A 24,972-nucleotide genomic window follows, 5' to 3' on the forward strand; every position below is an offset into this window, starting at 1 on the left:
CGCGCGAAACTATTGCATCAGTCCCAACGACGCCAGACTGTAACGCCTCAGCACCCGGCCGTCCGGCTGCGGCATGTCTTCCAGCCGCTGGCCGCCGCAGGCCTCTATCGTGCGCACCGACGCCTGATTGTCGGCGTCGCACACCAGCACCCAGTTGCCGCAGGCCGGCGGCGGCGCCATCGCCTGCACGTACTGCAGCAGCACCCGGCCATAGCCGTTGCCCCGCCACCGCGGCAGGACTTCGAAACCGATGTGCCCGATCACGTCCTGGATCACTGCGGTCTCGCCCTCCCGCAGCCTCGCCGCCCCGGCGATCTCGCCGTCGTCGCTCAACAGAAACCAGGTCTGGCAAGGCACCCAGCCATCCGGCAGCGCCTCGCCGTCGGCATGCTGCACCACCTTGTGCAGCCAGCCATCGGCGTCGCAGGGAAGGCCGCGATAGTATTCGAAGTCCTCATCGCGACAAGCCTGAAAATAGCGGCGATAGACGGACAGATGCTGCTCGCTGGCTGCTTCGATTTTCATTGACGCCTCCCAGGGTCGATACTCACATCGTAAACAGCTGAGCGGCAAGGTCAAGCCTTTCGCGCATGTCCCCGCCGGCTATGCGACAATCGCCCCCTGACCGCAACGAGCAATACCATGAGCGACACCCCGCAAGCGATACTGCTGATGGGCCCCACCGCCTCCGGCAAGACCGGGTTGGCGCTGGAGCTGGCCCGTCGTTTTCCCGTCGAAATCGTCAGCGTCGATTCGGCGCTGGTCTACCGCGGCATGGACATCGGCACCGCCAAGCCCTCCACCGAGGAAATGGCCGCCTGCCCCCACCATCTGATAGACATCATCAGCCCGCTGCAAAGCTATTCCGCCGCGCAGTTTCACGCCGACGCCAACCGGCTGATCGAGGAGATCCAGGCCCGCGGCCGGCTGCCGTTGCTGGTGGGCGGCACCATGCTCTATTACAAGGCGCTGCTGGAAGGCCTGTCCGACCTGCCGCAAGCCGACGCCGCGCTGCGCGCCGAACTGGACGCCGACGCCGCGCTGCTGGGCTGGCCGGCGATGCACGCCCGCCTGGCCGAGCTGGACCCGGCCACCGCGGCGCGGCTCAATCCCAACGATTCGCAACGCATCCACCGCGCGCTGGAAGTCTGCCTGCTCAGCGGCAGGCCGATGTCGGAGCTGATCGCCCAGGGCAAGGAAGCCGCCGCCGGCTTCCGCTTCCTGCCGCTGGCGCTGGTGCCGCGCGAGCGCGGCTGGCTGCACGCGCGCGTCGCCGAACGCTTCCGCATCATGCTGGAGCAAGGCTTTCTGGACGAGGTCAGCCGGCTGCGCGCGCAATATCCGGAGCTGACGCTGAATCTGCCCTCGATGCGCTGCGTCGGCTACCGCCAGGCCTGGGAACATCAGGACGGTCTCTACGGCCTGGACGAATTCGTCGAGCGCGGCGTCGCCGCCACCCGCCAGCTGGCCAAGCGCCAGCTGACCTGGACGCGCAGCCTGGACGTGATCCCGGTGGACGCGCAGCGAGACGGTCTGGCCACGCTGCTCGGCGACGCGGTGGACGACTTCCTGGCCGGCCGCCCGCCGGCCGGATCGCTGCGCTACGATGGCGGTTTCTGAACGGCAAACGGCGGGCTCGGCCCGCCGTTCTCGCATCCGCATTCCCACTCAGGGACTGACGCTCATCCTCAGCGTGTGGGTCCAATCATGATCGCTGGCCGACACCACGCTGTTGTACGAGGCGTAGGTCATCCCCTCGCCCGGCCACGGGTTCATCATGTACAGGTAATTGCCGCTGCCGGTCTGATAGCCGCGGCCGACGATGAAGTGGCCGCCGCCATTGGTCCAGCCGTAACGGATCACGAAGGGGCGGTTGGCCTGGATATCCTGCTGTACATGGGCCCATGACAGATAGTCGTAGACGGTAAAGTTGGACACCCCCCAGTTGCTCAAGATGTCCTGCAGGCTACCGCCGCCGCCGAACATATTGTTGGGGCTGTTGGCCTGGCTGTTCCAGTTGAAATTGCTGTTGCCACAGGCATAGTTGATGCCGAAGGCCCAGTTGACGATGGCGCACTGGCTGGGCGTCTGCTTGTACCACGCCAGCACTGCCTTGCTCGATCCGGCCCAGCACCACTGGCTGTGCTCCTGCACCGTCAGGGGCACGCCCAGCACCTTGCTGTCTGCTTGAGCGGCGGCCGTCGCCGCCAGCAAGACCGCCGCCAGAATCGTCGTGTTCAAGCGCTTGTTCATGTTCACTCCCTCCTCAACGGAAGCTGGCCAGATTGGCGCGCACCGCGGCGCGCAGCGGCTCGATCAGGTCAGCGCCGTCCAGCAGCGCCGGCTGCTTTTTCAGCGACAGCGTCTCGCGGGCGGACATCAGCGCGGCGAAACGCGGCTTGCCGTCCGCCTGCGCCACCTCCAGAAAATCGGACTGGGCCTGGTAGACCCGCAGGAAGCGGGTCTGGCCGGCATGGCCGGCTTGCGCGGCCTCGACATTTTTGGCCAGCTCGGCGGCGCCGAAGGCAATCGCCTGCCAGCGCCCCTCCACCTTCTCCACGGTAACCAGACCCACCGGCCGCGAACCGGACAACGCCACGAAGCGCCAGCTGCCGGTGGGCGCCATCAAGCCGCTCAGGTCGGCATCGGCGGCCAGCAGGCGCTGCGGATTCACGCTGTACACCGGAAATCCCCGGCCGAGCCGCAGCGAGGCCAGTTCCCGCCCATCCGCCACCGAGAGCGGAAAGCCATCCGGCAGGCGGACGCCGTATTCGGCCAGGTTCTGCTTGACGAAGCCGGTCAGGCCCTGGCGGGCGGCGTCGGCGATGCCCCGCTCCTGGACTACGCCTGATGCGAAAAGCGGCTGCGCAAACACGGCGCCGGCGGTGATGGCGGCCAGGCCGAGCGCGGCCGCCAGAATGATTGCGGATTTCGACTGCATGGCTGGACTCTCCTTGCTGGGAATGCGGTTTCGGTTCGCTGCGCCATCAATACCAAACGCATACCAATAGTCTTAGCGGCCGAAAATCTTCGGTTCAAATTTGCCAACAAGGTCCAATTCATTGAATTTTCAATAAAAAATCAATGGATTACATTTACTTGCATGATGTTTTTAAAGTAAAAAATCAGACAAAAACTGTTCGGAAGATCAGGAGTCGTCTTGTTCTTCATGCAAACGTCCGCCTATCGTGAAACATCTTCCCGGGAGACGCTCCATGCGCATCGCCATTCCGCCGCTCCTGTCGGCCTTGCTGGCCGCGGCATCGATCCAGGCCGCCCCTGCTCCGGACCACCAGCGAGTGCCGCCCGACGAGGCGTTCCAGGCCTGCAATGGCAAGCAAGCCGGCGACGCCGTGTCGTTCACCACGCCCCGCGGCGAAAAAATGACCGGCAAGTGCAAGATGATGCCGGCCCGGATGGCGGCGGTGCCCGACCATCCTCCTCCGCCGCCGAACGGCAAGCCGCCTCCGCCGCAATGAGCCGCGCGGATGGCGTCCTTCCTGATGCCGGAATAAAAACGGCGCGGCGCGGCCCGTCCGGACCGCGCCGCGGCTACGCGCTCACTTGGTCAAAGCGCGCTCCCACAGCTGGTTCAGCTTGGGATCGGTGAACGGCTTGATGCTCTCGTAGATATGGCTGACGCCCACCGTGGCCTTGGCATTGGTGTTGGTGGCCTTGCCGACGTTGTGGCAGGAAAAGCAGTTGTACAGCTTGTTGCCCAGGGTGACGTAAGTTTCCATCGTCGAATTGGCCAGCGCGTTGCCGCCGACATGATTGGGCTGGTTGTTGCCGCCTACCGGCTGGAACGGGTTGTACGGATCGTTGCCGCCATTGGTCCAGGTGGAGCCGATCAACAAATAGTTGCGCCGGATGTCGCCCTGCTTCAGCAGGCTGCGCACGCTGTTGTTGATCGAAATCACCTCGCTGTTGGCCTGCGCCGCGCTTTGCGCCGGCTGTATCGGCAAGGCCGCGGACACGCCCCAGGGGAAGGTGCGCAAGGTATCGCTGGGCGAGATGGTTTGCCCGGTGCTGGCCTTGATCGTCAGCGGGCTGGCATCCGGATCGACGTACATGTGCTGGACGTTGAACGGACCGGTCGCGCCATTGGCCGAAAACAGCATGCCGCGCGGCACTTCCTGCGGCACCGCCACGGTGGCGCCCTTGGCGTTGACATAGGAATAAGCGCCGTTGGGCGAGTTGTTGTCGTGCTCATAGGTGGCCCAGATCATTTCCGGATGCCCGGCCGCGCTGCCGACCACATGCAGCCCCACCAGCGCCAGCAACGCCTGGCGGCTGCCGGTCTGCACCCATTTCTGCGGATCGCGGGTATCGAACACCGGAATCTCGCCCACCGTGGTGATGTAGCGGTTGGTGTCCAGGCCGCCGGCGTCCACCCAGGAAGCCTTCAGCTCCAGCGCCAGCGCGTCGGCGTCCGGCACCTGATGGTGGTGCTGCTTGGCCCAGGCCAGCACCTTGTCGAGCTCGGCCTGGGTGGTGGGAAAACGCAGCCTGGGGTTCTTGGTGCCGCTGGCCGAGGCGAAAAAGGCGTACACGTCGTTGACCAGGATGGTGTAGTAGACCATCTTGCCGCCCTGCGCCATCAAGGCCGCGCCGTCCGCCTGCTTCGGCCCGCTGCCGTCGGCCTGGTTGACGGCGCTGTCATTGTCTACGGTATCGGTCTTGTCGAAGCGCGGCTTGTTCACCCTGATGTTGAACACCGAGGCCGGCTTGCCGCCGCAGGTGTTCACCCCCAGTTCGCGGTTGACCAGGCAACGCGCCTTGCCGTCGTCGCTATCCAGCACGCTGTAGAACGCCACCGAGTCCATCACCGTGCCGTTGCCGCCGTACATGCGCATCGGAGAGGACGTCAGCCACAGAAACATCCGCTGCGACCACTGGTAGAAATTGCAATTGATGGTCTTGTTGCTGGCCGGCGGATTGACGGTGTCGTGGTTGAACTTGACGCTGTTGGCCGGCGTGACCGCGCCGTTGGGCGTCACCCGGTCGAGCAGGAACCAGCTCTGGAACATGCCTGGGGTCACCGTACAGGTCGGCGCCACGTCGACGGGAAGCGCGTTTTGCGCCTGGCTGGCTCCGCTGGCCAGCAACGCGACAAGCGGAATCGATGCGACGGCAATCGGTTTGAGGATGAACATTGTGCTTATCTCCCTAGAAGCCTTCCCGGCCGGAAAATCAAACAGCCGGATATGAAAAAGGCGCCCATCCCTGCCTGCCGGCTTGAATGAAGCGCCTGTATCCGTTCTAGCGAAGACAAAATGACGTTTCAATTAAAAAATAACTAATTGAAATTACTTAGGAATGTTTCCATAGACCAATCAAATCCAAGCTGGGCGCGCCGCTGCGGTAAAGAGAAAATGGAAGACGACTGTCAACCGCCCGGGATCAACAGGTGCGCTGACCAAATGAAAAAGCCCGGAACCTGCGATGCAGGCTCCGGGCTTTCGAATCCCGACGGGACCGGCGTCCCCGCCGTCAATCCCCCGGCAGGACTGCGCGGCTGATCAGCGCGCGGCCACCAGTTTGATTTCCACTTTCCACGCCGGATTCGCCAGTTTGGCTTCCACCGTGGCGCGGGCGGGCACGTTGCCTGCCGGCACCCAGGCGTCCCAGGCGGCGTTCATCGCGTCGTAATCGGCCAGGTTGGCCAGGAAAATGGTGACGTCGACGATCTTGCTCTTGTCCGAATCCAGCTCTGCCAGCAGGGCGTCGATCTGAGCGAGCACATTCTCGGTCTGGCCGCGCGCGTCGGCGTCGGTGTTTTCCGGCACCTGGCCCGCCAGGAAGATCAGGCCATTAGTGACCACGGCTTCGGCTAGACGGGCGCCCTGCTTGTGACGGTAAATGCTCATATCGTTCTCCTTATTGGATAAGTGGGTGGGCATGACGGCTGATTCTAGCGATAAAGCGCTCAGCTGTCCCGCTGCGCCCGCTCCAGATCCGCGATCAGCGCCGCTTCGCCCTCGACGCCGACCGACAGGCGGATCAGGTTGTCGTGTATGCCCAGCGCCGCGCGGCGTTCCGCTGGAATCGACGCATGGGTCATCGCCGCCGGCAGGCAGACCAGACTCTCGACGCCGCCCAGGCTCTCGGCCAGCGTGAACAGTTTCAGCCTGGACAGGAAGGCCTTGACGTCTCCCTTCAGGTAGAACGACACGATGCCGCCGTAGCCCTGCATCTGGCGGCGCGCCAGCTCATGCTGCGGATGGCTCTCCAAGCCCGGATACAACACTTTCTCCACCCAGGGCTGCGCTTCCAGCCAGCGCGCGATGGCCAGGCCGTTGCGGTTGTGCTGCTCGATGCGCAGCGCCAGCGTGCGCAGGCCGCGCAGCACCAGGAAGCTGGGGAAGGCGTCCAGGATGGCGCCCACCGCGTTGTGCAGGAAGGCCAGCTGCTCGGCCAGCTCCGGCTTGTCGCGGCTGACCACGGCCACGCCGGCCACCACGTCGGAATGGCCGTTCAGGTACTTGGTGGCGGAGTGGACGACGATGTCGAAGCCGAAGTCCAGCGGCCGCTGGTTGACCGGCGAGGCGAAGGTGTTATCGACCACGCCGATCAAGCCGTGGCGGCGGGCGATGGCGGACACCTGCTGCAGATCCACCAGCTGGTTCAGCGGATTGGACGGCGTTTCCACCCAGATCATCCGCGTGTTCGGCCGGATGGCGGCTTCCAGCGCGGCGCTGTCCTCGGAGGCGACATAGGTCACTTCCAGATTGGCGCTGGCCTTGCGCACCTTCTCGAACAGGCGGTAGGTGCCGCCGTACAGGTCGTTGACCGCGATCAGGTGGCTGCCGGCCGGCAGCAGCTCCAGCACGGTGGAAATCGCCGCCAGGCCGGAACCGAAGGCGTAGCCGCGAACGCCGCCTTCCAGTTCGGCCACCGCCCGCTCCAGCGCTTCGCGGGTCGGGTTCTGCGAGCGGGAATACTCATAGCCGGTATGTTCGCCCGGCGCGCTCTGGCGGTAGGTGGAGGTCGCGTAGATCGGCGGCATCACCGCGCCGAACGGATCCTCGTGGGCGCCTGCGGTCACGGCCAGAGTGTGGAAATCGGTCATGTTTTATCCTTTCTCAAAATCATGCGCCCCGGCGCATAGCGCCAGGGCGGAAAATCGGTTTAAGCAGCGCGCGGCTGGCGTCGCCAGAACGACAGCAGGTCGGCCTGGGTGATCAGGCCCAGATAGCGTCCCTTGTCGACGATCAGCGCGATGTGGCCGTCGTTGAACACCTGCAGCAGATCCTGCAGCGAGGCCTGCGGCGACAGCGTGCGCACATGGCCGCTCATCGCCGTGGCCACGGTCTGGCGGAAGTTCTCCGGCTCGCCATGCACCGACAGCAGCAGATCCCACTCGTCCAGCACGCCAACCACCTTGTCGTCGTCCAGCACCGGCATCTGCGACACGTCGTGCAGCCGCATCCGCTGGTAGGCGACGTTGAGCGGCTCGTCCGGATGGCACGACACGGTGCTGCCGTCCTGATGGCGGCGGACGATCAGGTCGGTCAACCCGCCCACCTCGGGCAGCCGCAGCATGCCCTGATCCACCAGCCAGTCGCGGTTGTACATCTTGGACAGATACTTGTTGCCGCTGTCGCACACCAGCGTTACCACCCGCTTGGGCACGGTCTGCTCGCGGCAGTAACGCAACGCAGCCGCCAGCAGCGCGCCGGACGACGAGCCGGCCAGAATGCCTTCGCTGCTCAACAATTGCTGCGCGGTGTCGAAGCTTTCCTGGTCGCTGATGCGGAAGGCGCGCTTCACCATCGACAGATCGGTCAACGGCGGAATGAAATCCTCGCCTATGCCCTCGATCAGCCAGCTGCCCGCCTGGCCGAAACTGCCGGTCTCGACGTAATCGGCCATCACCGAGCCCACCGGGTCGGCCAGCACGAAGGCGGTGGCAGGCGATTGCGCGCGGAAGAAACGGGTCAGGCCGGTCAGCGTGCCGCTGGAGCCGACGCCGACCACAACCGCGTCCACTTCGCCGTTCATCTGGCGGAAGATCTCAGGTCCGGTGGTGGTTTCATGCGCCAGCGGATTCGCCGGATTGTTGAACTGGTCGATGTAGTAAGCGCCCGGAGTCTCGCTGGCGATGCGCGCCGCCATGTCCTGGTAATACTCCGGGTGGCCCTTGCCGACATCCGAGCGGGTCAGCACCACCTGGGCGCCCAACGCCTGCAGGTGCAGAATCTTTTCCCGGCTCATCTTGTCCGGCACCACCAGCGTCAGCGGATAGCCCTTCTGCGCCGCCACCAGCGCGAGGCCGAGCCCGGTGTTGCCCGCGGTGGCCTCGATGATGACGCCGCCGGGCTTCAGTTTGCCGTCGCGCTCGGCCGCCTCGATCATGGTCAGCGCGATGCGGTCCTTGATCGAGCCGCCCGGATTGTGGCTTTCCAGCTTCAGATACAACTCGCACGGGCCGGTGTCCAGATGGCTGACGCGGACCAGCGGCGTATTGCCGATCAACGATAGAACGCTATTGTCCTGCATTTCCATACTCCTGGCTATTTTAAAATTACTTTTAGTAATTTTTTGTTATATAAAAATTGCAAAATCTTCTACAAAATCAAAGTAGTCCTACTAAATATAATAAGCCTTCACACCACCGCACTGGCCTGCATGAAGCTGTAGAAGAATACCAGTTCCGGGTCGCTCCTAAGCAACCTTAATTCCTTTGTCATTGACTCGACCAGCTCGGCATCCACCCTGCCCGCTTCTATCAACTGGTCGGCGGCGGACAGCAAGAGCTCGGTCCAGTAATCCAGCACCTGCTGGCGCCGGTGCGGCTCGCGGCTGTCCAGATGCCAGGTTTTCACCTTGGTCTCCACATGGCGGAAGCCCAGCCGCATCAGGATGTTGCCCAGCTTGGCGCCGACGAAGGGATCGCCGCCCACCGACAGCTGGTGGTCGTTGAAAGCCATCCAGTACTTTTGCAGATTGGCCGAATACGGCGCCAGGAAGAAGGTGGCGTTCATCGCCTCCGTCGCGTACAGCCTAGCGCCGGGCTTCAGCACCCGCCTCACGTCAGCCAGCACGCGCTCCGGCGAATGCACATGCTCGAGAATCCAGCACAGGAAGGCTCCGTCGAAGCTGGCGGGCGGGAAGTCCAGATCCTCGGCGTCCATGTGCAGCAGCGTCGCCCTGCCGTGCTCGGGGCTGCCTTGCAAGCGCTGGCGCGCCACCGCCAGCTGCCGCTGGCTGAAATCCAGGCCGGTGATGTCCACCTCTGGGAAGCGGCGCAGCAGAATCTCGGTCTGCGCGCCCACGCCGCAGCCGACCTCCAGCAGCTTTTGCACGCCGGAAAAATCGACGTCGCGGTACACCATCGCCTCGGAAAAGCGCGCCTGGCGTACCAGCCTCGCCTGCTCGGTGGCGGAAAACCCGTGGATGTAAGGCAGATCGGACTGCGTCTGCGTCAATTGCAATGCACTCATCTCGATGACCTCGCTCGAATAGCAACAGGCCATCATTATATTTCTTTCAGCTATTTTGAAATCAAACTTTATTTTCTATTTGAATATAGAAAAAAACTCTAACGGCATGCCGGACGATAAAAAACCCCGCATCGTCGGATGCGGGGTTGGCAATGAAAACGGGAATCAGGCGTCAGGCCAGCGCGGTCTGCCTCAGATTCTGCGAGAAACGCTGCAGCGCGGCGATGCCGGACGCTTCGGCGCGCGCGCACCAGTCTTGCAACTCCTGCAGCAATTGCTCGCGGGTCAGGCTGGAACGCTCCCACAGACGGGTCAGCTCCTGGCGCATATTGTAGATGGTCGCCAGCACGTGGCTCTGCTCCAGGATGCGGGCCAGTTGGTCGCGGTCGCACTCGGGCAGGTCTTTGGCGTCCTGCTTCAGCCACACCTTCATCTTGCGCGGCAGGTTGACCTGCGGCAACTCGGGCAGGCTCAGCTTGGCCAATTCCGCGCCGCACTCGGCCTTCAGCTCGCGCGCGTAACGCGAGGCGATCGCGTAGCGGTTGGCGATGATGGCCTGCAGGTGCTCCAGATCCAGCTGCGGGCGCGACGGATCGTGGGCCAGTTGCGGCGCCACCTTGCGCACCTTGGCCAGACCGCAGATTTCCAGCATGCGGATGTACATCCAGCCGATGTCGAACTCGTACCACTTGTACGACAGTTTGGCCGAGGTGCCGAAGGTATGGTGATTATTGTGCAGCTCTTCGCCGCCCACCAGGATGCCCCAAGGCACCAGATTGGTGGAGGCGTCCTCGTTCTCGAAGTTGCGGTAGCCCCAGAAGTGGCCCAGGCCGTTGATCACGCCGGCGGCCCAGAACGGAATCCACACCATCTGCACGGCCCAGATCGACAGGCCGATCGGCCCGAACAGCGCCAGATCGATGAGCAGCATCAGCACGATGCCTTTGGCGTTGTGCTTGCTGTAGACATTGCGCTCCAGCCAGTCGTCAGGCGTGCCGTGGCCGAACTTGTCCATGATGGACTGGTCCTTGCAGGCGGCGCGGTACAGTTCGGCCCCTTCCCACAGCACCTTCTTGATGCCGAGCACCTGCGGGCTGTGCGGGTCTTCCTGGGTTTCGCAGCGAGCGTGGTGCTTGCGATGGATGGCCGCCCACTGCTTGGTGACCATGCCGGTGGTCAGCCACAACCAGAAACGGAAGAAGTGGCTGGGAATCGGGTGCAGGTCCAGCGCGCGGTGGGCCTGGTGGCGGTGCAGGAAAATCGTGACCGCGGCGATGGTGATGTGGGTCAGGATCAGGGCGGCGACGATATTGCCCCACCATGGCAGATCCAACAGACCGTTGAGCCAGTTCAGGTTCATGTATTCGATGCGTCCGTCGACTTAGAGACAAAGCTCTATTCTATAACAAGCCCTGCCGCCATGCAGAACCAAATTTTCCAGTCAAGCGCGGCGGGAGCGCATCCGCCGGTGCATTGGTGTACCATAGGGCATCATTTCACCCTAGTTCAGAAAAATACTAGTGTTGCCAAAACGTCGACTGATCATTGCCGGCGCCGCCATCGGCGGCTTGTTCGTCCTGTACGCGGGCTCCAGCTACTGGGCCGGCGTCAAGGCCGAGGAAACCTTGCAGGAGCAGTACCGGATGCTCTCCGGCCTGCCGCTGTTCAAGGTCAAATCGCACAGCTATCAGCGCGGCTGGTTCTCGTCCACCGAGACCACCGAGCTGGTGTTCAACCGCCATCTGTCCGGCCCGTACGAGAACATGCTGCCGGACAATATGAAGCCGCTGTTGAACTCCACGATCAAGTTCACCAACAACGTCAAGCACGGCCCGCTGCCGGGCCTGGCCGGCTTTGACTTCCGCCCGGGCCGCGCGCTGGTGCGCACCGAGTTCGCGATGAGCGACGCCACCCGCAAGACGCTGAAGACCTTCTTCGGCGACAAGGAGCCGATCGCCATCACCAACCGCATCGGCTTCGGCGGCGGCGGCCTGCTGGAAGTGGCGGTGCCCGCCTTCGACTACGAAGAGGCGCTGTCCGGCGTCAAGATGAAATGGAAAGGCTTCGACCTCAAGGTCGATTACGCCAACGGCTACAAGGAATACAAAACCGAGGCGCTGTCGCCCGGCTTCCTGCTGGAAGCCGCCAGCAAGGGCAGCATCTCGTTCGAAGGCGTGCGTTATGTGTCCGACATGCGTCCGGGCAACACCGGCATCAAGCTCGGCACCAGCGAACTGACCATAGGCAATGTGCAGCTGAGCTCGCGCGAGAGCGTGCCGTACAGCATCAAGCTGAACGAGCTGATCTACCTGATGACCCGCGTCCGCGTCGGCGAGTTCGTCAATCCGTCCGGCGAGTTCAAGCCGTCGTCGGTGGTGCTGAAGAACTTCAGCTACCAGATCGTCACCAGCGAGCAGGACGAATTCGTCAACACCCGCGGCAAGGTGAACTTCGCAGAGCTGAGCTTCAACGCCAACCGCTACGGCCCGCTGCGGCTGGACGTGTCCGCCAACCACCTTCACGGCCCGACGCTGGTGAAGCTGGACAAGGCGATCAGCGAGATTCCGTTCGAAGGCGTGGATCCGGCGGTGTTGCGCAAGCAATACGTCGACACCATCAAGAAGAACGCGATCCCGCTGCTGGAAAACAATCCCAAGCTGCTGATCAACGAGTTCTACCTGAAGATGCCGGCCGGCGAAGCCAAGCTGCAAGGCAGCCTGGGCATCAACGGCTTCACGCCGGCGGACTTGAACGACATCACGCAGCTGGCCAAGCGCATCGAGGCCGACGCCAAGCTGAGCCTGCCGCGCCAGACGCTGGAAGAACTGGTGCTAACCCAGGCCCGCAACCTGTTCACTGTCGACCAGAGCGCCGAAGAGCAGCCGAACATGCAGGAAGTGGAAGACCTGGCCAGAAGCCTGCTGGACAGCCAGTTGTCGCAATGGAAATCGGGCGGCTACCTGGTGGAGGACAACGGCCAGATTTCCACCGACCTGAAATACGACGCCAAGGGCCTGACCATACACCAGCAGAAGGTGCCGCTGCCGTGGGAGGAGCACGAAGAAACCATCGACGCCTCCGCTCCCGCCGCGGAACCAAGCAAGCCTGCGGCGAAGAAATAAGCCGGACGCAAAAAAAGGGCTGTCGCAACGACAGCCCTTTTTTCTTGCGCTCCCGCAAAATCAGGAAGCGTCTTCCATCTGGCTTTGCAGGTAGTTCTGCAGACCGACCTTCTCGATCAGGCCCAGCTGGGTCTCCAGCCAGTCCACGTGCTCTTCCTCGCTCTCCAGAATGTCTTCCAGCATGTCGCGGCTGACGTAGTCCTTGGAGGTTTCACAGTAAGCGATCGCCTCGCGCAGCAATGGCAGTGCCTCCATTTCCAGCTTCAGATCGCACTCCAGCATTTCCTTCGGATTCTCGCCGATGTGCAGCTTGCCCAGATCCTGCAGATTGGGCAGCCCCTCCAGGAACAGCACACGCTCGATCAGCTTGTCGGCATGCTTCATTTCATCGATGGATTCTTCGTACTCGTGCTCGTTCAGCTTCTTCAGACCCCAGTTCTTGTACATGCGGGCATGCAGGAAGTACTGGTTGATCGCGGTAAGCTCGTTCTTGAGAATCTGGTTCAGGTACTTGATGACCTTCTTGTCGCCTTGCATGTCATATTCTCCTGAAAAATCGTTCAGGCATTATGGCACAGCAGGCGCATAGCTCAAGGCATAAATGGGGATAGCCAGCTCGCAGGCTGGCAGGAGGGGCGTTGCCCCTTTGGGAGAAGATCAGGCGGCGGTGCGGGCCACCGAGCAGACGGTCAGTTCGCTTTGCGCGTCCTTGCGTATCTGGTTGGCCATGCAGGCGCACTTGCCGCAATCGGAGGCGACGCCCAGTTCCCGACGCAGGTCGCACATGCGCGTGGCACCGCCATGAACCGCCTGGCGGATCTGGCTGTCGGTCACTGCATTGCACAAGCAGACATACATCGGAAGCCCCCTCTGGCTTACAATCAAGAATAATTATCATCATCATAGAAATAAACAAGAATGATTGTCAATAACAAAGCGCGTCAATGGAAGCCAAATGCAACAGTCGCTGCCATCATCGAGCGCGACGGCCGTTTCCTGATGATCGAGGAGGAAACGCCGGGCGGCCTGCGGCTCAACCAGCCTGCCGGCCATCTGGAGCGCGGCGAGACGCTGCTGCAAGCGGTGGCGCGCGAGGCCCGGGAAGAAAGCGGCTGGCTGTTCACGCCGCGCGGCCTCACCGGCATCTACCTGGCCGACGCCCAGGATGGCGACATCACCTATATGCGTTTCGCCTTCCATGGCGACGCCGTCCCGCCCTCCTCCCCGCCACAGCTGGACGAAGGCATCGTCGCCGTCCACTGGCTGGCCTACGAAGACATCGCCGCGCAGACGGCGCGGCTGCGCAGCCCGGTGGTGCTGCAATGCCTGGCAGACTATCGCAATGGCATCGCGTATCCTCTGCAACTGATACGCGACCTGCGCTGACCCGCCCGCCACAGGATGCCCGATGCGACTATTGATACCGCTGCTGCTTGCCCTGCTCCTTCCCGCCGCGCGCGCCGACGGGCTAAACATCTGTTATCATTACGGATGTTCCAGACACGCCCAATTCGACATCTCCGACGAGGAGCATGACTGGCTGGCCGCGCGCATGAGCCGGTCCGACTCCGCCGCGTCCGAGCGCGAAGCGGTGGCCGACGCCGTGCTGACGCTGTATCGCATCGCCGCGCGCGACACGCCGATCTGGCAGGACAAGGGCGGCAATTTCCGCGACGGCCCGGCCCAAGGCCGGATGGACTGCGTGGACCACAGCAGCAACGTCACCACTTTCCTCAACTACCTGCAGCGGCAGGGGTGGTTGAAATTCCACCGCGCGGCGCCACCTGAATGGCGCGCGCCGTGGATTCTGGATCTGCATTACACCGGCGTGCTGCACGACAACGCCGCCAATCAGGATTGGGCGGTGGACACCTGGTTCAAGGATTTCGGGGAACCGCCCGTGGTGGTTCCCCTTTCAGTTTGGATGACGGGATACGAGCCCCCGGCCGTATCCGAGCCTGTCAGACAGGCAAGCAAAAGCAAGGAAGGAAACGCCCCGTGACGGGTAAGAAACGCATAGTCGTCGGCATGTCCGGCGGCGTGGATTCGTCGGTGACCGCCTGGCTGCTGAAGCAGCAAGGCCATGAAGTGATCGGCGTGTTCATGCAGAACTGGGAAGACGACAACGACGACGAATACTGCTCGATCAAGCAGGACGCGCTGGACGCGATGAGCGTGGCCGACATCGTCGGCATCGACATGGAAATCGTCAATTTCGCCAAGGAATACAAGGACCGCGTGTTCTCGTACTTCCTGAAGGAATACTCGGCCGGCCGCACGCCGAACCCGGACGTGCTGTGCAACGCCGAGATCAAGTTCAAGGCCTTCCTCGACTACGCGATGGAACTGGGCGCCGACTGCATCGCCACCGGCCACTACGCGCGCAAGCTGGAACAAGACGGCACCCACTATCTGATGAAGGCGGTGGACCACACCAAGGACCAGAGCTACTTCCTGTACCGCCTGCAGCAGCATCAGCTGGCCAAGGCCATCTTCCCGCTGGGCGACATCCGCAAGACCGAAGTGCGCCAGCTGGCCGAACAGGCCGGCCTGCCGACCGCGGCCAAGAAGGACTCCACCGGCATTTGCTTCATCGGCGAACGCCCGTTCCGCGAATTCCTGCAGCGCTACCTGCCCACCTCGCCCGGCCAGATGGTGACGCCGGATGGCAAGGTGGTGGGCGAGCACATCGGCCTGATGTACTACACGCTGGGCCAGCGCAAGGGCCTGACCATAGGCGGTTCGCGCGACGGCAACGGCGAGCCGTGGTTCGTCGCCGGCAAGGACATTCCGGGCAACAGGCTGATCGTGGTCCAGGGCCATGACCACCCGCTGCTGCTGAAGCCGACGCTGGCGATGGCCGACCTCAGCTGGACGCTGCCGGACGCGCCGCAGCCTGGCGAATACAGCGCCAAGAACCGCTACCGGATGGCGGACGCCGCCTGTTCGCTGTCGCCCATCGTCGATGGCCAGGCCACGCTTACCTTCGCGGAAAAGCAATGGGCGGTAACGCCGGGGCAGTCGGCCGTGCTCTACCACGGCGACATCTGCCTGGGCGGCGGCATCATCCGCTAAGCCTCGCAATAAAAAAGCCCCGCGACGCGGGGCTTTTTCACGGGCCGCTCAAGCCTGCGGCAAGGGCTGCAGCCGCCTCAGCCATAAACTGACCCCCATCAGGACCAGCAAGGCCAGAGCCAGCGCCGTGGCCACTCCATGCCAGCCACCACGCCCCCACATCAAGCCCGACATCGAGCCGAACACGCTGGAGCCCAGATAGTAAGCAGTCAGATACAGCGCCGAGGCCAGGGCCCGGCCCTCGCGGGCTCTCAGGCCCACCCAGCTGCTGGCCACCGAGTGGGCGGCGAAGAAGCCGAAGGTGAACAGCGCCACGCCCGGCACCAGCAGCCACAAGGTGTCGCCCAGCGTCAGCAGCAGTCCCGCCAGCATCATCAGCACCATCATCCACAACACATTGCGCCGACCCAGGCCATCGGCCAGCCGCCCCACCCAGGCCGATGACCAAATGCCCACCACGTACAGCGAGAACACCAGCGCCAGCGCGCTCTGGCTCAGACGGAACGGCGCGGCCAGCAGGCGGAAACCCAGGTAGTTGTACAGGCTGACGAAACAACCCATCAACAGGAAGGCGGTGAGGAACAGCCAAGGCAGCCCGCCGTCGCGCAACATGCCGCGCAGCTCGCGCCCCATGCGGGCGAAGTCGTGGCGGCGCGGCTGGAAATGGCGCGAGGCCGGCAACCAGCGCCAGAACTGCCAGGCGCCGACGCAGCCGATCACGGCCAGCGCCAGCACCGCGCCGCGCCAGCCGACATGATCGGCCAACAGCGAAGCCAACAGCCGGCCGCACATGCCGCCCAGCGCGTTGCCCGCGATGTAGAGCCCCATCGAGTGGCCCAGCGATCTGGCGTCCACTTCCTCGCTCAGGTAAGCCATCGCCACCGCCGGCAAACCGGCCATCACCAGGCCGAACACCGCCCGCAATTGCAGAAAAGCGCCAAAGCCAGCGACGAAGGCCGACATCAGCATCAACACCGCGCCCAGCGCCAGCGCCAAATTCATCAAAACGCGGCGGCCGAAGCGGTCGGCCAGCAGGCTGGCCGGAATCAAGGCCAGCGCCAGCGCGCCGGTGGACATCGACACCACGCCGCTGGCCGCAGCCGGCGTCAGCGAAAAATCATGGGCGAACAGCGGCATCAAGGGCTGGGTGCCGTAAACCATGGCGAAGGTGCAGAAACCGCCGATGAACATGGCGCGCGCGGTAGAGCGGAAAGCCGGCGTGCCGGCATGCAGCTTGGCGGCGGGCGGCTCGGAAATGGTTTGGCTGTCTTGCAGCGCAACGGAGGGGGCGGACACGGCATCAATCTCTTCTTCAACGACACCGTCAGCTTAGGCTTGGGAAAAACCTCAGTCCAATATATATTTCAACCACGATTAATACTTTTAAAATATCAATATGGAACTGCGCCATCTGCGCTACTTCATCGCCGTGGCCGAAGAGCTGCACTTCACCCGCGCGGCCGAGCGGCTGCACATCGGCCAGCCGCCGCTGAGCCAGCAGATACAGGCGCTGGAGGCAGAGCTGGGCGCGCCATTGTTCCGCCGCCACCAGCGCAAGGTGGAGCTGACGCCCGCCGGGCAACAGCTATTGCCGCGCGCGCGCCAGATCCTGGCCGACAGCGCGGCCGCCGCCGCCGCGGTGCGCCGCGCCGCCGACGGCGAAACCGGCGAGCTGCGCATCGGCTTCACCTCGTCCTTGCCGCTGACGCCCATCCTGCACCACAGCCTGCAGCATTACCGTCGGGACTATCCCGAAGTCAGGCTGACGCTAAGCGAAATGTTCACCGCCGGCCAATTCGACGCGCTGGAGCGCCGCCAGCTGGACCTGGGTTTCGTCCGTTTCAACGGCCCGACGCCCAGCCCCTTGATCCGGGTGGAGGAGCTGCACCGCGACCGGCTGCTGGCGGTGGTGCCCAGCGCCCATCCGCTGGCCGCGGAAAAAGCGCTGGCGCTGAGCCGGCTGGCCGGCGAGCCGCTGATCGGCTATCCGCGCGAATCCGGCTCCGGCCTCAGCGATGTAGTACGCCAGCTGGCTCTGCAAAACGGACTGGAATTGAGAATGGTGCAGGAGGCGGGCGAGGCGATCACCCAGATCGGCCTGGTGGCGGCCGGCGTCGGCATCGCCATCCTGCCCTCGCCGCTGGAGTGCGTGCAGATACCGGCGGTGCGCTACGTGCCGCTGTCGGACGACGGCGCTTATCTGTCGATGGGCATCGCCGTCCGCCGCGACGAAAACTCGCCGCTGGTCGCCAATTTCCTGGCCGGGGTGCGGGGAGACTAACGGCCGCCCGACACGTCCAGCAGGCTGCCGGTGCAGAATGAGGCGGCGTCGGACAGCAGCCAGACGATGGCCTCCGCCACCTCTTCCGGCTGGCCGCCGCGCCGCATCGGCACTGTCGGCGCCAGCCGCGCCACGCGGCCCGCCTCGCCGCTGGCCGCGTGGATATCGGTCTCGATCAGGCCGGGGCGCACCGCGTTGACGCGTATGCCCTCTTCCGCAACCTCGCGCGCCAGGCCCAGAGTCAGCGTGTCTATCGCGCCCTTGCTGGCGGCGTAATCGATGTATTCGCCAGCGGAGCCCAGCCGCGACGCGGCCGAGGACACGTTGACGATGGCGCCGCCGTCGCCGCCATGGCGGGTGGACATGCGCCGCACCGCCTCGCGGCAGCACAGCAGCGGCCCCAGCACATTGACGCGCAGCACCCGCTCCACCCGCTCGGCGCTGTAATCCTCCAGCCGGCACATCGGCGCGGTGACGCCGGCGTTGTTGACCAGCCCGTCCAGCCGGCCGTAATGGCACATCGCGTCATCGAACAGCCTGACGATGGCCTTTTCCTCTGACGCGTCGGCGCGGAACAGCTCCACAGCCTCGCCCAGCTCGGCCTTCAGCGCGGCGGCGCTGGCCTCGTCCGAACGATAATTGGCGGCCACCCGCCAACCGGCGGCGACCAGCAAGCGCGTGGCAGCCGCGCCTATGCCGCGCGTACCGCCGGTCACCAATGCCACCTTGCCGTCCATCGCTAGCCCTTCCTCAAGAATTGCTGATGCCAGCGGGTGCGCGCGGCGCGCGCCTCGCCGAACAGCCGGTTCAGGCCATCCGCGTCGCCGGCCTCCAGCAAAGAGGCCAGGCGATCCAGTCCGGCGCGGTAATCAGCCAGCTCGGCCAGCAGCGCGTCGCGGTTGGCCAGGCTGATGTCGGTCCACATCTCGGGATGGCTGCCGGCGATGCGGGTGAAATCGCGGAAGCCGGTGGCGGCGAAATCGAAGCAGCGCTCGGCATTGGCCTTGGCCGCCACCCGGTCCACATAGGAAAAAGCCAGCAGATGCGGCAGGTGGCTGACGCTGGCGAACACCGAGTCGTGCTCGGCGGCGTCCATGCAGTGGATTTCCGCGCCGCAGGCGCGCCACAGCTCAGCCACCGTCTCCGCCGCCTCGGGCGCGGTTTCCGCCAGCGGCGTCAGCACCACGCGGCGGTTTTCGTACAGACCGTATTGGGCGGCCACCGCGCCCGACATGTCGGAGCCGGCGATCGGGTGGGCCGGCACGCACCATGGCAGATGGCCGGGCAGGTGCTGGCGATACAGCGCCGCCACGTCGCTCTTGGTGCTGCCGCCGTCGGTGACCACCGTCCCCGGACGCAGCTCCGGCGCCAGCGCCGCCATCAACGCGCCCATCTGGCCCACCGGCGACGCCAGCAGCACCATGTCGGCGCGATGGGCGACAGCGCCGATGTCCTGGCTGATCTCGTCCGCCACGCCCAACGTCAGCGCTTTTTCCAGATTGGCCAGCGTGCGCCCGACGCCGATCACGGTCTTCACCCTGCCGGCGCGCTTGAGCGCCAACGCGAACGAGCCGCCGATCAGGCCGACGCCCGCCACCACCAGGGTGTCTATCTGCTGCTGCACCTGCATCCCCCTTGTCCTGCCGCCACTTCCGCGGCGAGAAGGTCTATCATAAACAATTTTGCCGCCATGGCCAGTCTGGAGATTTGGATGACCGCGACGCTGTATTGTTACTTCAAGGCGCCTTCCGAGCCTGAAACCGTGCTGGGCAGATTCCGCGCGCTGCAGATGGAGCTGGCCGCCGCCGGCTGGACCGGCGAGCTGCTGCGCCGCTGCGACGACGCCGACACCTGGATGGAGGTCTACCCCGGCATCGCCGACCGCGACGCATTCCGCTCGGCCTGGCAGGCGGCCCGCCTGCGCCATGGTCTGTCCCTGCCGGCCAGCGAGGAATGGTTTCAGCCGCTATAGCCGCAAAACGGACGGGCAAGAAAAAGCCGGGCGCGCGGCCCGGCCAAAACAAACACGATTAACGAGAGAAACCGAAACCCCCGCGCTGAGGCGGCAGCCAAACGGTCAGGCCAACACTATAACCAGCGCCGCCCATTCTCCCAAATCACTTGTTCTGCTTAGCAAATCACCGTCAGCCGCGCTGGACGGCCGCCTCGCCGGCAGGCTGCGTAGCGCGGCCCACCAGGCGGTCCACCCACAGCGCGACTACGCCGTCGCCGGCCACATTGCAGGCGGTGCCGAAGCTGTCCTGCGCCAGATAGAGCGCGATCATCAGCGCCAGGCTGGCTTCGGGGAAACCCAATACGCTGGACAGGATGCCCAGCGCCGACATCACGCCGCCGCCCGGCGCGCCCGGGGCGGCCACCATGGTCACGCCCAGCAGCAGGATGAAGGGCAGCATCACGTCCCAGCCCGGCACTTCCAGGCCATGGGTCATCAGCATCACCGCGGTGGCGCAGCTCACCAGAGTGATGGTGGAGCCGCACAGGTGAATGGTGGCGCACAGCGGCATCACGAAATTCACCACCGGCGGCGACACCTTCATATTGCCGGCCGAGCGCAGCGCCACCGGGATGGTGGCGGCGGACGACATGGTGCCCAGCGCGGTGAAATAGGCCGGCAGCATCGCGCGCAGCAGCGACAGCGGATTGCGGCCCAGCAGCGCGCCGCTGGCGCCGTACAGCACGGCCAGCCACAGCCAGTGCAGGGCAATCGCCATCAGCAACACCACGCCGAAGGTTTTCAGCGTGGCGAAGGCGGTGCCGGCGGCAGCCATGTCGGCGAATTCGCAGGCGATGTAGGCCGGCAGCAGCGGCACCAGCACGCGCGCCAGCACCATCTCGACGATGTCCTTGCCCTGCTCGGCGATCTCGCGCAGCCGCGCCGCGCCGGTGGCGGCGATGCCCAGGCCGAAGACGAAGGCCAGCATCAGCGCCGTCATCACGTCGAACAGCGGCTTGATCTCAAGCTTGAACAGCGGCGCCAGCTTGTTCGCGGCTACCGGCGCGGCGGCTGCCGCGCCCAACCATTGCGGCAACAGTGCGGACGCGGCGGTGAAAGCCAGCGCGCCAGACAGAATGGTGGACGCGTAAGCCAGGCCCACGGTCCAGCCCAGCATGCGGCCGGACCCGGTCTCCAGCGCGGCGATGCCGCTCATGATGTAGAACACGATGATCAGCGGGATCATGAAGCCGATGAACTGGCTGAACAGTCCTTTGAAAGTCAGCATCAGCGTCAGCAGCGGTACGGGCGCGTACAGACCCAGCAGCAGGCCGACCGCCATGCCGGCCAGCAGTTTAAGAATCAATTTCACAGGCAACCTCTTCCGGGTTATCCAGCCCGCCGCGCCTGGCGCGACGCCGGACAAAACCCGTCCGCTCCGGCGCGATCGGATCGATTCGGAAGAAGAGAGGGAGCCGGCCGGCGCGGCAAGCGGAACATCGCGCCGACGTTCCCCGGCGCCATGCATCAGGCTTGTTGTAGTAAGACTTGCCGCAATGCCTGCAGCAAAGGTGAAGGCATCCAGACGCGCTCGCCCAGGCGAGCCAGTGGCCAGATGCCTATCAGGCTATTGGAGAGAAACACCGCGTCAGCGTCAATCAAATCGGCAGCGAAAAGTCGCTTTTCTGAAAATTTAAGTCCGAAATTTGAAATATTATCCGTCAACCAATCCCGCACCGCGCCGTTCACGCCGCAGCGATCGAGCAAAGGGGTCTGGATCTCCCCCTCCCGCAGCAGGTAGACATTGCTCATCGTGCCCTCGGCCAGCCAGCCGTCCTGGTCCAGCAATAGGCCTTCCTGTATCGCCGGGTCGTTCCATTCGGACCTCGCCAGCACGCTTTCCAGCCGATTCAGGTGCTTGACGCCGGCCAGCCGCGGCTGCAAGGACAACCTCAGTTCGCACCAGCGCGCGGCCACGCCCTGTTCGCCATATTCCGCCGGGTAGCCGGCCCATGGCGTCGCCGACACAATGCGCGTCGGCGCGCCGGCGCCGGCCATCGCGTAGCCGCGCGCGCCGACGCCGCGGGTGATCACGATCTTGCCCACCGCCAACGCGTGTTCGCGGCCCAGCGCCATCAATTCGTCCAGCAGCAACTGCTCGTCCGGCAGCGTCAATGCCAGCCGCGCGGCATCATCCGCCAGCCGCGCGTACTGCCAGCGCCACATCCATGGCCGGCCGCGGCGCAGCTGCATGGTCCGGAACACGCCGTCGCCGTAATTGAAGCCGCGGTCCAACGCCGACACCGCCTCGCCCGGCAGACCGTTGACCAGCATCGCCATCAGGCCTGCTCCACGCCCAGCGCCCTGAGCAGGCCCCGCGCCTTGTGGCGGGTTTCCTGCAATTCGCGCTCGGGATCGGAATCGGCGACGATGCCGCCGCCGGCGCGGAAGCGCAGCTTGCCGCCTTCCTGCATGAAGGTGCGGATCAGGATGTTGAAGTCCATGGTGCCGTCGCGGTTCAGATAGCCGAGGCTGCCGGTATAGGCCCGGCGCGCGCTGTTTTCCAGCTCGCGAATGATCTGCATGGTCCGCACCTTGGGACAGCCGGTGATGGTGCCGCCGGGGAACAGCGCACGCAGCACGTCCGCCGGCGCGACGTCGTCGCGCAGCTTGCCGCGGACATTGGACTCAATGTGATGGACATAGGCGTAGCTAGCCACCGCCATCAGCTCACTGACCTCGACCGTGCCCGGGCGGCTGATGCGGCCCAGATCGTTGCGCTCCAGATCGATCAGCATCACGTGCTCGGCGCGCTCCTTGATGCTGGTGATCAGCCGCTTTTTCAGCTCGGCATCCTCAGCCGGGTCTTTGGAGCGCGGATGGGTGCCGGCGATGGGGCGGGTCTCGGCCCAGCCATCCTTCACCCGCACCAGCCGCTCCGGCGACGAGCTGACGATCTGCGCGTCGCCGAAGTCCGCCAGCGCAGAGAACGGCGCCGGATTGGCCCGGCGCAGCGCGGCGAACAGATCCGGCGCGGCGATGCCCTCGGCCAGCTCGGCCCGCCAGCCGCGCGAAATATTCACCTGGAACACGTCGCCTTCGTAGATATAGCGCTTGAGACGGGCCACCGCGTCGGTATACCACTCGGGCGGATCCTCCTCCAGACCGGCCAGCGCCACCGCCTTGGGCGCGAAAGCGGGCTTCGCCGCCACCAAGCGTTCCAGCGCGTGCCAGTCGTCGGCGGTCTCGCCGACCAGCCAGGCTTCGTTTTTGGCGCGGTCCACCAGCACCGCGGCCGGCGCGCGCGCCCACACCGCCAGCGGAAAGCTGTCCGGCAAGGCGGCCGGCACATGCGGCTCGAACTCAGACAGCAGGTCATAGCCAAGATAGGCAAACCAGCCGCCGACGAAAGGCAGGCCGTGCGGATTGGACACCACCTGCGGCCTGAATGCGCGCACCTCGTCCAGAAAAGCCTGCCCCTCGCCCGCCATGAACACGCGCCGCTCGCTCTGCATCAGCAGCAGATCCCAGCCTCCGTCGCCGGACGATTGCATCAGATAGGGAAAGTTTTCGCGATCGGCGGCATGCAGCGCCAACAGATCGGGAATGAAGTCGAGTTTCTGAGTGAACATCTACGATCCTGGGCCGGCAAGGCCCGGCACTGATTTGCAACACCGCCGCCCACCTTGAGCGGCGGCGAAAAAAGAAAAACCGCTGCGAGTGTAACGCAGCGGTTCGCTCTGTCAATCGCCTGCGGCGACGATCAGACCCGTTTGAACACCAGGGTGCCGTTGGTGCCGCCGAAACCGAAGGAGTTGGAAATCCCCACCTCGATCTTCATGTCGCGCGCGGTGTTGGCTACGTAATCCAGATCGCAGCCGGCTTCCAGATCCTGCTCGACCAGATTGATGGTCGGCGGGGACACCTGGTTGTGGATCGCCAGAATGGTGTAAATCGCCTCCACGCCGCCGGCGCCGCCCAGCAAATGGCCGGTCATCGACTTGGTGGAGTTGACCACGAGTTTCTTGGCATGATCGCCAAACGCCATCTTGATGGCAGTCGTTTCGTTGGCGTCGCCCAGCGGAGTGGACGTGCCATGAGCGTTCACGTACTGCACCGCGTCGGCGTTGATGCCGGCATCGCGCAGCGCGTTGGTCACGCCGCGGGCCGGGCCCTCGGAGCTAGGCGCCGTGATGTGGTGCGCGTCCGAACTCATGCCGAAGCCGATCAGCTCTGCATAGATCTTGGCGCCGCGCTTCACCGCGTGGTCATAGTCCTCCAGCACCAGCACGCCGGCGCCTTCGCCCATCACGAAACCATCGCGGCCCTTGTCCCATGGGCGGGACGCGGCCTCGGGGTCGTCGTTGCGGGTGGACATCGCTTTCATCGCGGCGAAGCCGCCGATGCCCAGACGCGAAATCGCACCCTCGGAACCGCCCGCCACCATGACATCGGCGTCGCCGTACTGAATCAGGCGAGCTGCGTCGCCGATGCAGTGCGCGCCGGTGGTGCAGGCGGACACGATGCCGTAGCTGGGTCCCTGATAGCCCTTCAGGATGGAGACCTGGCCGGCGATCAGGTTGATCAGCGAGCCCGGAATGAAGAACGGGCCGATCTTGCGCGGACCGCCCTCCATCAGCGCCACGCCGGTATCCTCGATCAGCGGCAGGCCGCCGATGCCGGAACCGATGTTGACGCCGACGCGGGTCTTGTCCAGATCCGGGACCTCATCCAGCCCCGCGTCCGCGACGGCCTGCAGGGCCGCGGCGATGCCGTAGTGGATGAACAGGTCGTTGCGGCGCGCTTCTTTCGGCGAAATGTAATCGCCGATATTGAAGTCCTTGACCTCGCCCGCGATCTGGCAAGCCATGTCGCTGGCGTCGAATCGGGTGATCTTGGCTATGCCGCTCTTGCCGGCCAACAGGTTGGCCCAGCCGGTGGCGACATCGTTGCCGACCGGGGACACATGGCCCAGGCCGGTGACTACTACTCTGCGTTTGGACACGAAGAATCTCCGTGATAGATGGGAGGGCAGTCTCCCGATGAAACCACGCGCGCCTGACAAGCACAAGCCAGGTTCAAACGCGCGTTTGG

The 24,972-nt window shown here is 64.4% G+C and carries 26 protein-coding genes; 8 read left to right on the forward strand and 18 right to left on the reverse strand.

The features are described from left to right. Positions 1–9: 9 nt before the first annotated feature. Positions 10–525, reverse strand: coding sequence for a GNAT family N-acetyltransferase (locus tag VA599_RS05595; RefSeq protein WP_104947797.1), 516 nt, complete (start codon positions 523–525; stop codon positions 10–12). 117 nt (positions 526–642) lie between these two features. On the opposite strand from VA599_RS05595, the gene miaA reads away from it, so the two are divergent. Next, a complete protein-coding gene (miaA, locus tag VA599_RS05600; protein WP_346787894.1) occupies positions 643–1,620 on the forward strand; it encodes a tRNA (adenosine(37)-N6)-dimethylallyltransferase MiaA in 978 nt (325 codons plus the stop codon). A gap of 48 nt (positions 1,621–1,668) precedes the next feature. Here the strand turns inward: miaA and VA599_RS05605 are convergent, their stop codons facing one another. Next, positions 1,669–2,253 carry a C39 family peptidase gene (locus VA599_RS05605; protein ID WP_346787895.1) on the reverse strand — a complete coding sequence of 195 codons (585 nt, stop codon included), beginning with the start codon at positions 2,251–2,253 and terminating at the stop codon, positions 1,669–1,671. 13 nt (positions 2,254–2,266) lie between these two features. After that, entirely contained in the window at positions 2,267–2,941 is a 675-nt protein-coding gene (locus VA599_RS05610; protein WP_346787896.1) for a hypothetical protein, read from the reverse strand. Between the two features lie 274 nt (positions 2,942–3,215). Here VA599_RS05610 and VA599_RS05615 point away from each other — a divergent pair, with 274 nt between their 5' ends. Next, positions 3,216–3,479: a hypothetical protein gene (locus tag VA599_RS05615; RefSeq protein WP_021478616.1), complete on the forward strand. Its 264-nt coding sequence runs from the start codon at positions 3,216–3,218 to the stop codon at positions 3,477–3,479. 81 nt (positions 3,480–3,560) lie between these two features. Here VA599_RS05615 and VA599_RS05620 read toward each other — a convergent pair whose 3' ends face one another. The 6 genes from VA599_RS05620 to VA599_RS05645 form a co-directional block, all read right to left on the reverse strand. Beyond that, a complete protein-coding gene (locus VA599_RS05620; protein WP_346787897.1) occupies positions 3,561–5,156 on the reverse strand; it encodes a hypothetical protein in 1,596 nt (531 codons plus the stop codon). A 366-nt stretch (positions 5,157–5,522) separates the two neighbouring features. Continuing rightward, complete coding sequence (locus tag VA599_RS05625) at positions 5,523–5,870, reverse strand: RidA family protein (RefSeq protein WP_021478614.1); 348 nt, start codon at positions 5,868–5,870, stop codon at positions 5,523–5,525. 59 nt (positions 5,871–5,929) lie between these two features. Further along, positions 5,930–7,072, reverse strand: coding sequence for a trans-sulfuration enzyme family protein (locus VA599_RS05630; RefSeq protein WP_346787898.1), 1,143 nt, complete (start codon positions 7,070–7,072; stop codon positions 5,930–5,932). A gap of 59 nt (positions 7,073–7,131) precedes the next feature. After that, positions 7,132–8,502: a pyridoxal-phosphate dependent enzyme gene (locus tag VA599_RS05635; protein ID WP_043149371.1), complete on the reverse strand. Its 1,371-nt coding sequence runs from the start codon at positions 8,500–8,502 to the stop codon at positions 7,132–7,134. A gap of 107 nt (positions 8,503–8,609) precedes the next feature. Next, positions 8,610–9,446: a methyltransferase domain-containing protein gene (locus tag VA599_RS05640; RefSeq protein WP_346787899.1), complete on the reverse strand. Its 837-nt coding sequence runs from the start codon at positions 9,444–9,446 to the stop codon at positions 8,610–8,612. A 172-nt stretch (positions 9,447–9,618) separates the two neighbouring features. Next, positions 9,619–10,806: a DesA family fatty acid desaturase gene (locus VA599_RS05645; protein WP_021478610.1), complete on the reverse strand. Its 1,188-nt coding sequence runs from the start codon at positions 10,804–10,806 to the stop codon at positions 9,619–9,621. A gap of 160 nt (positions 10,807–10,966) precedes the next feature. Here VA599_RS05645 and VA599_RS05650 point away from each other — a divergent pair, with 160 nt between their 5' ends. After that, on the forward strand, positions 10,967–12,568 hold the full coding sequence (locus tag VA599_RS05650; protein WP_021478609.1) for a YdgA family protein: 1,602 nt from the start codon (positions 10,967–10,969) through the stop codon (positions 12,566–12,568). 60 nt (positions 12,569–12,628) lie between these two features. Here the strand turns inward: VA599_RS05650 and bfr are convergent, their stop codons facing one another. Both bfr and VA599_RS05660 read right to left on the reverse strand, forming a co-directional pair. After that, positions 12,629–13,105, reverse strand: coding sequence for a bacterioferritin (gene bfr, locus VA599_RS05655; protein WP_021478608.1), 477 nt, complete (start codon positions 13,103–13,105; stop codon positions 12,629–12,631). Between the two features lie 120 nt (positions 13,106–13,225). Then, the gene (locus VA599_RS05660) at positions 13,226–13,426 is read right to left on the reverse strand and encodes a (2Fe-2S)-binding protein (protein WP_021478607.1); all 201 of its coding nucleotides are present in this window, start codon (positions 13,424–13,426) and stop codon (positions 13,226–13,228) included. Positions 13,427–13,486: 60 nt separating this feature from the next. Between VA599_RS05660 and VA599_RS05665 the strand changes: the two genes are divergently transcribed. Genes VA599_RS05665 through mnmA form a run of 3 tightly spaced genes read left to right on the forward strand, consistent with a single transcriptional unit; the run spans position 13,487 to position 15,643 of the window. Beyond that, positions 13,487–13,954 (forward strand): NUDIX hydrolase, encoded by a 468-nt coding sequence (locus VA599_RS05665; RefSeq protein ID WP_346787900.1) that lies wholly within the window; start codon positions 13,487–13,489, stop codon positions 13,952–13,954. Between the two features lie 22 nt (positions 13,955–13,976). Beyond that, positions 13,977–14,570: a hypothetical protein gene (locus VA599_RS05670; RefSeq protein WP_115618187.1), complete on the forward strand. Its 594-nt coding sequence runs from the start codon at positions 13,977–13,979 to the stop codon at positions 14,568–14,570. After that, entirely contained in the window at positions 14,567–15,643 is a 1,077-nt protein-coding gene (gene mnmA / locus VA599_RS05675; RefSeq protein ID WP_346787901.1) for a tRNA 2-thiouridine(34) synthase MnmA, read from the forward strand. The genes VA599_RS05670 and mnmA overlap by 4 nt, the downstream gene beginning before the upstream one ends. A 48-nt stretch (positions 15,644–15,691) precedes the next feature. Here the strand turns inward: mnmA and VA599_RS05680 are convergent, their stop codons facing one another. Next, positions 15,692–16,939, reverse strand: coding sequence for an MFS transporter (locus VA599_RS05680; protein ID WP_021478603.1), 1,248 nt, complete (start codon positions 16,937–16,939; stop codon positions 15,692–15,694). Between the two features lie 100 nt (positions 16,940–17,039). On the opposite strand from VA599_RS05680, the gene VA599_RS05685 reads away from it, so the two are divergent. Further along, positions 17,040–17,924, forward strand: coding sequence for a LysR family transcriptional regulator (locus tag VA599_RS05685; RefSeq protein WP_346787902.1), 885 nt, complete (start codon positions 17,040–17,042; stop codon positions 17,922–17,924). Here VA599_RS05685 and VA599_RS05690 read toward each other — a convergent pair. Both VA599_RS05690 and VA599_RS05695 read right to left on the reverse strand, forming a co-directional pair. Beyond that, positions 17,921–18,661 (reverse strand): SDR family oxidoreductase, encoded by a 741-nt coding sequence (locus VA599_RS05690; protein ID WP_021478601.1) that lies wholly within the window; start codon positions 18,659–18,661, stop codon positions 17,921–17,923. The two genes, VA599_RS05685 and VA599_RS05690, sit on opposite strands and share 4 nt — an antisense overlap. 2 nt (positions 18,662–18,663) lie before the next feature. Next, positions 18,664–19,554 (reverse strand): prephenate dehydrogenase, encoded by an 891-nt coding sequence (locus VA599_RS05695; RefSeq protein WP_021478600.1) that lies wholly within the window; start codon positions 19,552–19,554, stop codon positions 18,664–18,666. An 81-nt stretch (positions 19,555–19,635) separates the two neighbouring features. Here VA599_RS05695 and VA599_RS05700 point away from each other — a divergent pair, with 81 nt between their 5' ends. Continuing rightward, positions 19,636–19,896, forward strand: a complete 261-nt coding sequence (locus VA599_RS05700; RefSeq protein ID WP_104947805.1) for a DUF4936 family protein — start codon at positions 19,636–19,638, stop codon at positions 19,894–19,896. Positions 19,897–20,068: 172 nt separating this feature from the next. On the opposite strand, the gene VA599_RS05705 is transcribed toward VA599_RS05700, so the two are convergent. The 4 genes from VA599_RS05705 to fabF all read right to left on the reverse strand — a co-directional run bounded on the left by VA599_RS05705 (position 20,069) and on the right by fabF (position 24,883). Further along, positions 20,069–21,250, reverse strand: a complete 1,182-nt coding sequence (locus VA599_RS05705; RefSeq protein WP_346787903.1) for a dicarboxylate/amino acid:cation symporter — start codon at positions 21,248–21,250, stop codon at positions 20,069–20,071. A 155-nt stretch (positions 21,251–21,405) separates the two neighbouring features. Beyond that, positions 21,406–22,218 carry an aminodeoxychorismate lyase gene (pabC, locus tag VA599_RS05710; RefSeq protein WP_346787904.1) on the reverse strand — a complete coding sequence of 271 codons (813 nt, stop codon included), beginning with the start codon at positions 22,216–22,218 and terminating at the stop codon, positions 21,406–21,408. Beyond that, complete coding sequence (locus VA599_RS05715) at positions 22,218–23,510, reverse strand: aminodeoxychorismate synthase component I (RefSeq protein ID WP_346787905.1); 1,293 nt, start codon at positions 23,508–23,510, stop codon at positions 22,218–22,220. Before VA599_RS05715 ends, pabC begins: the two co-directional genes overlap by 1 nt. Positions 23,511–23,641: 131 nt before the next feature. After that, the gene (fabF, locus tag VA599_RS05720; protein WP_021478595.1) at positions 23,642–24,883 is read right to left on the reverse strand and encodes a beta-ketoacyl-ACP synthase II; all 1,242 of its coding nucleotides are present in this window, start codon (positions 24,881–24,883) and stop codon (positions 23,642–23,644) included. Between the last annotated feature and the right edge of the window lie 89 nt (positions 24,884–24,972).

It is taken from the genome of Chromobacterium indicum, assembly GCF_039708975.1.
Lineage (GTDB): Bacteria > Pseudomonadota > Gammaproteobacteria > Burkholderiales > Chromobacteriaceae > Chromobacterium > Chromobacterium piscinae.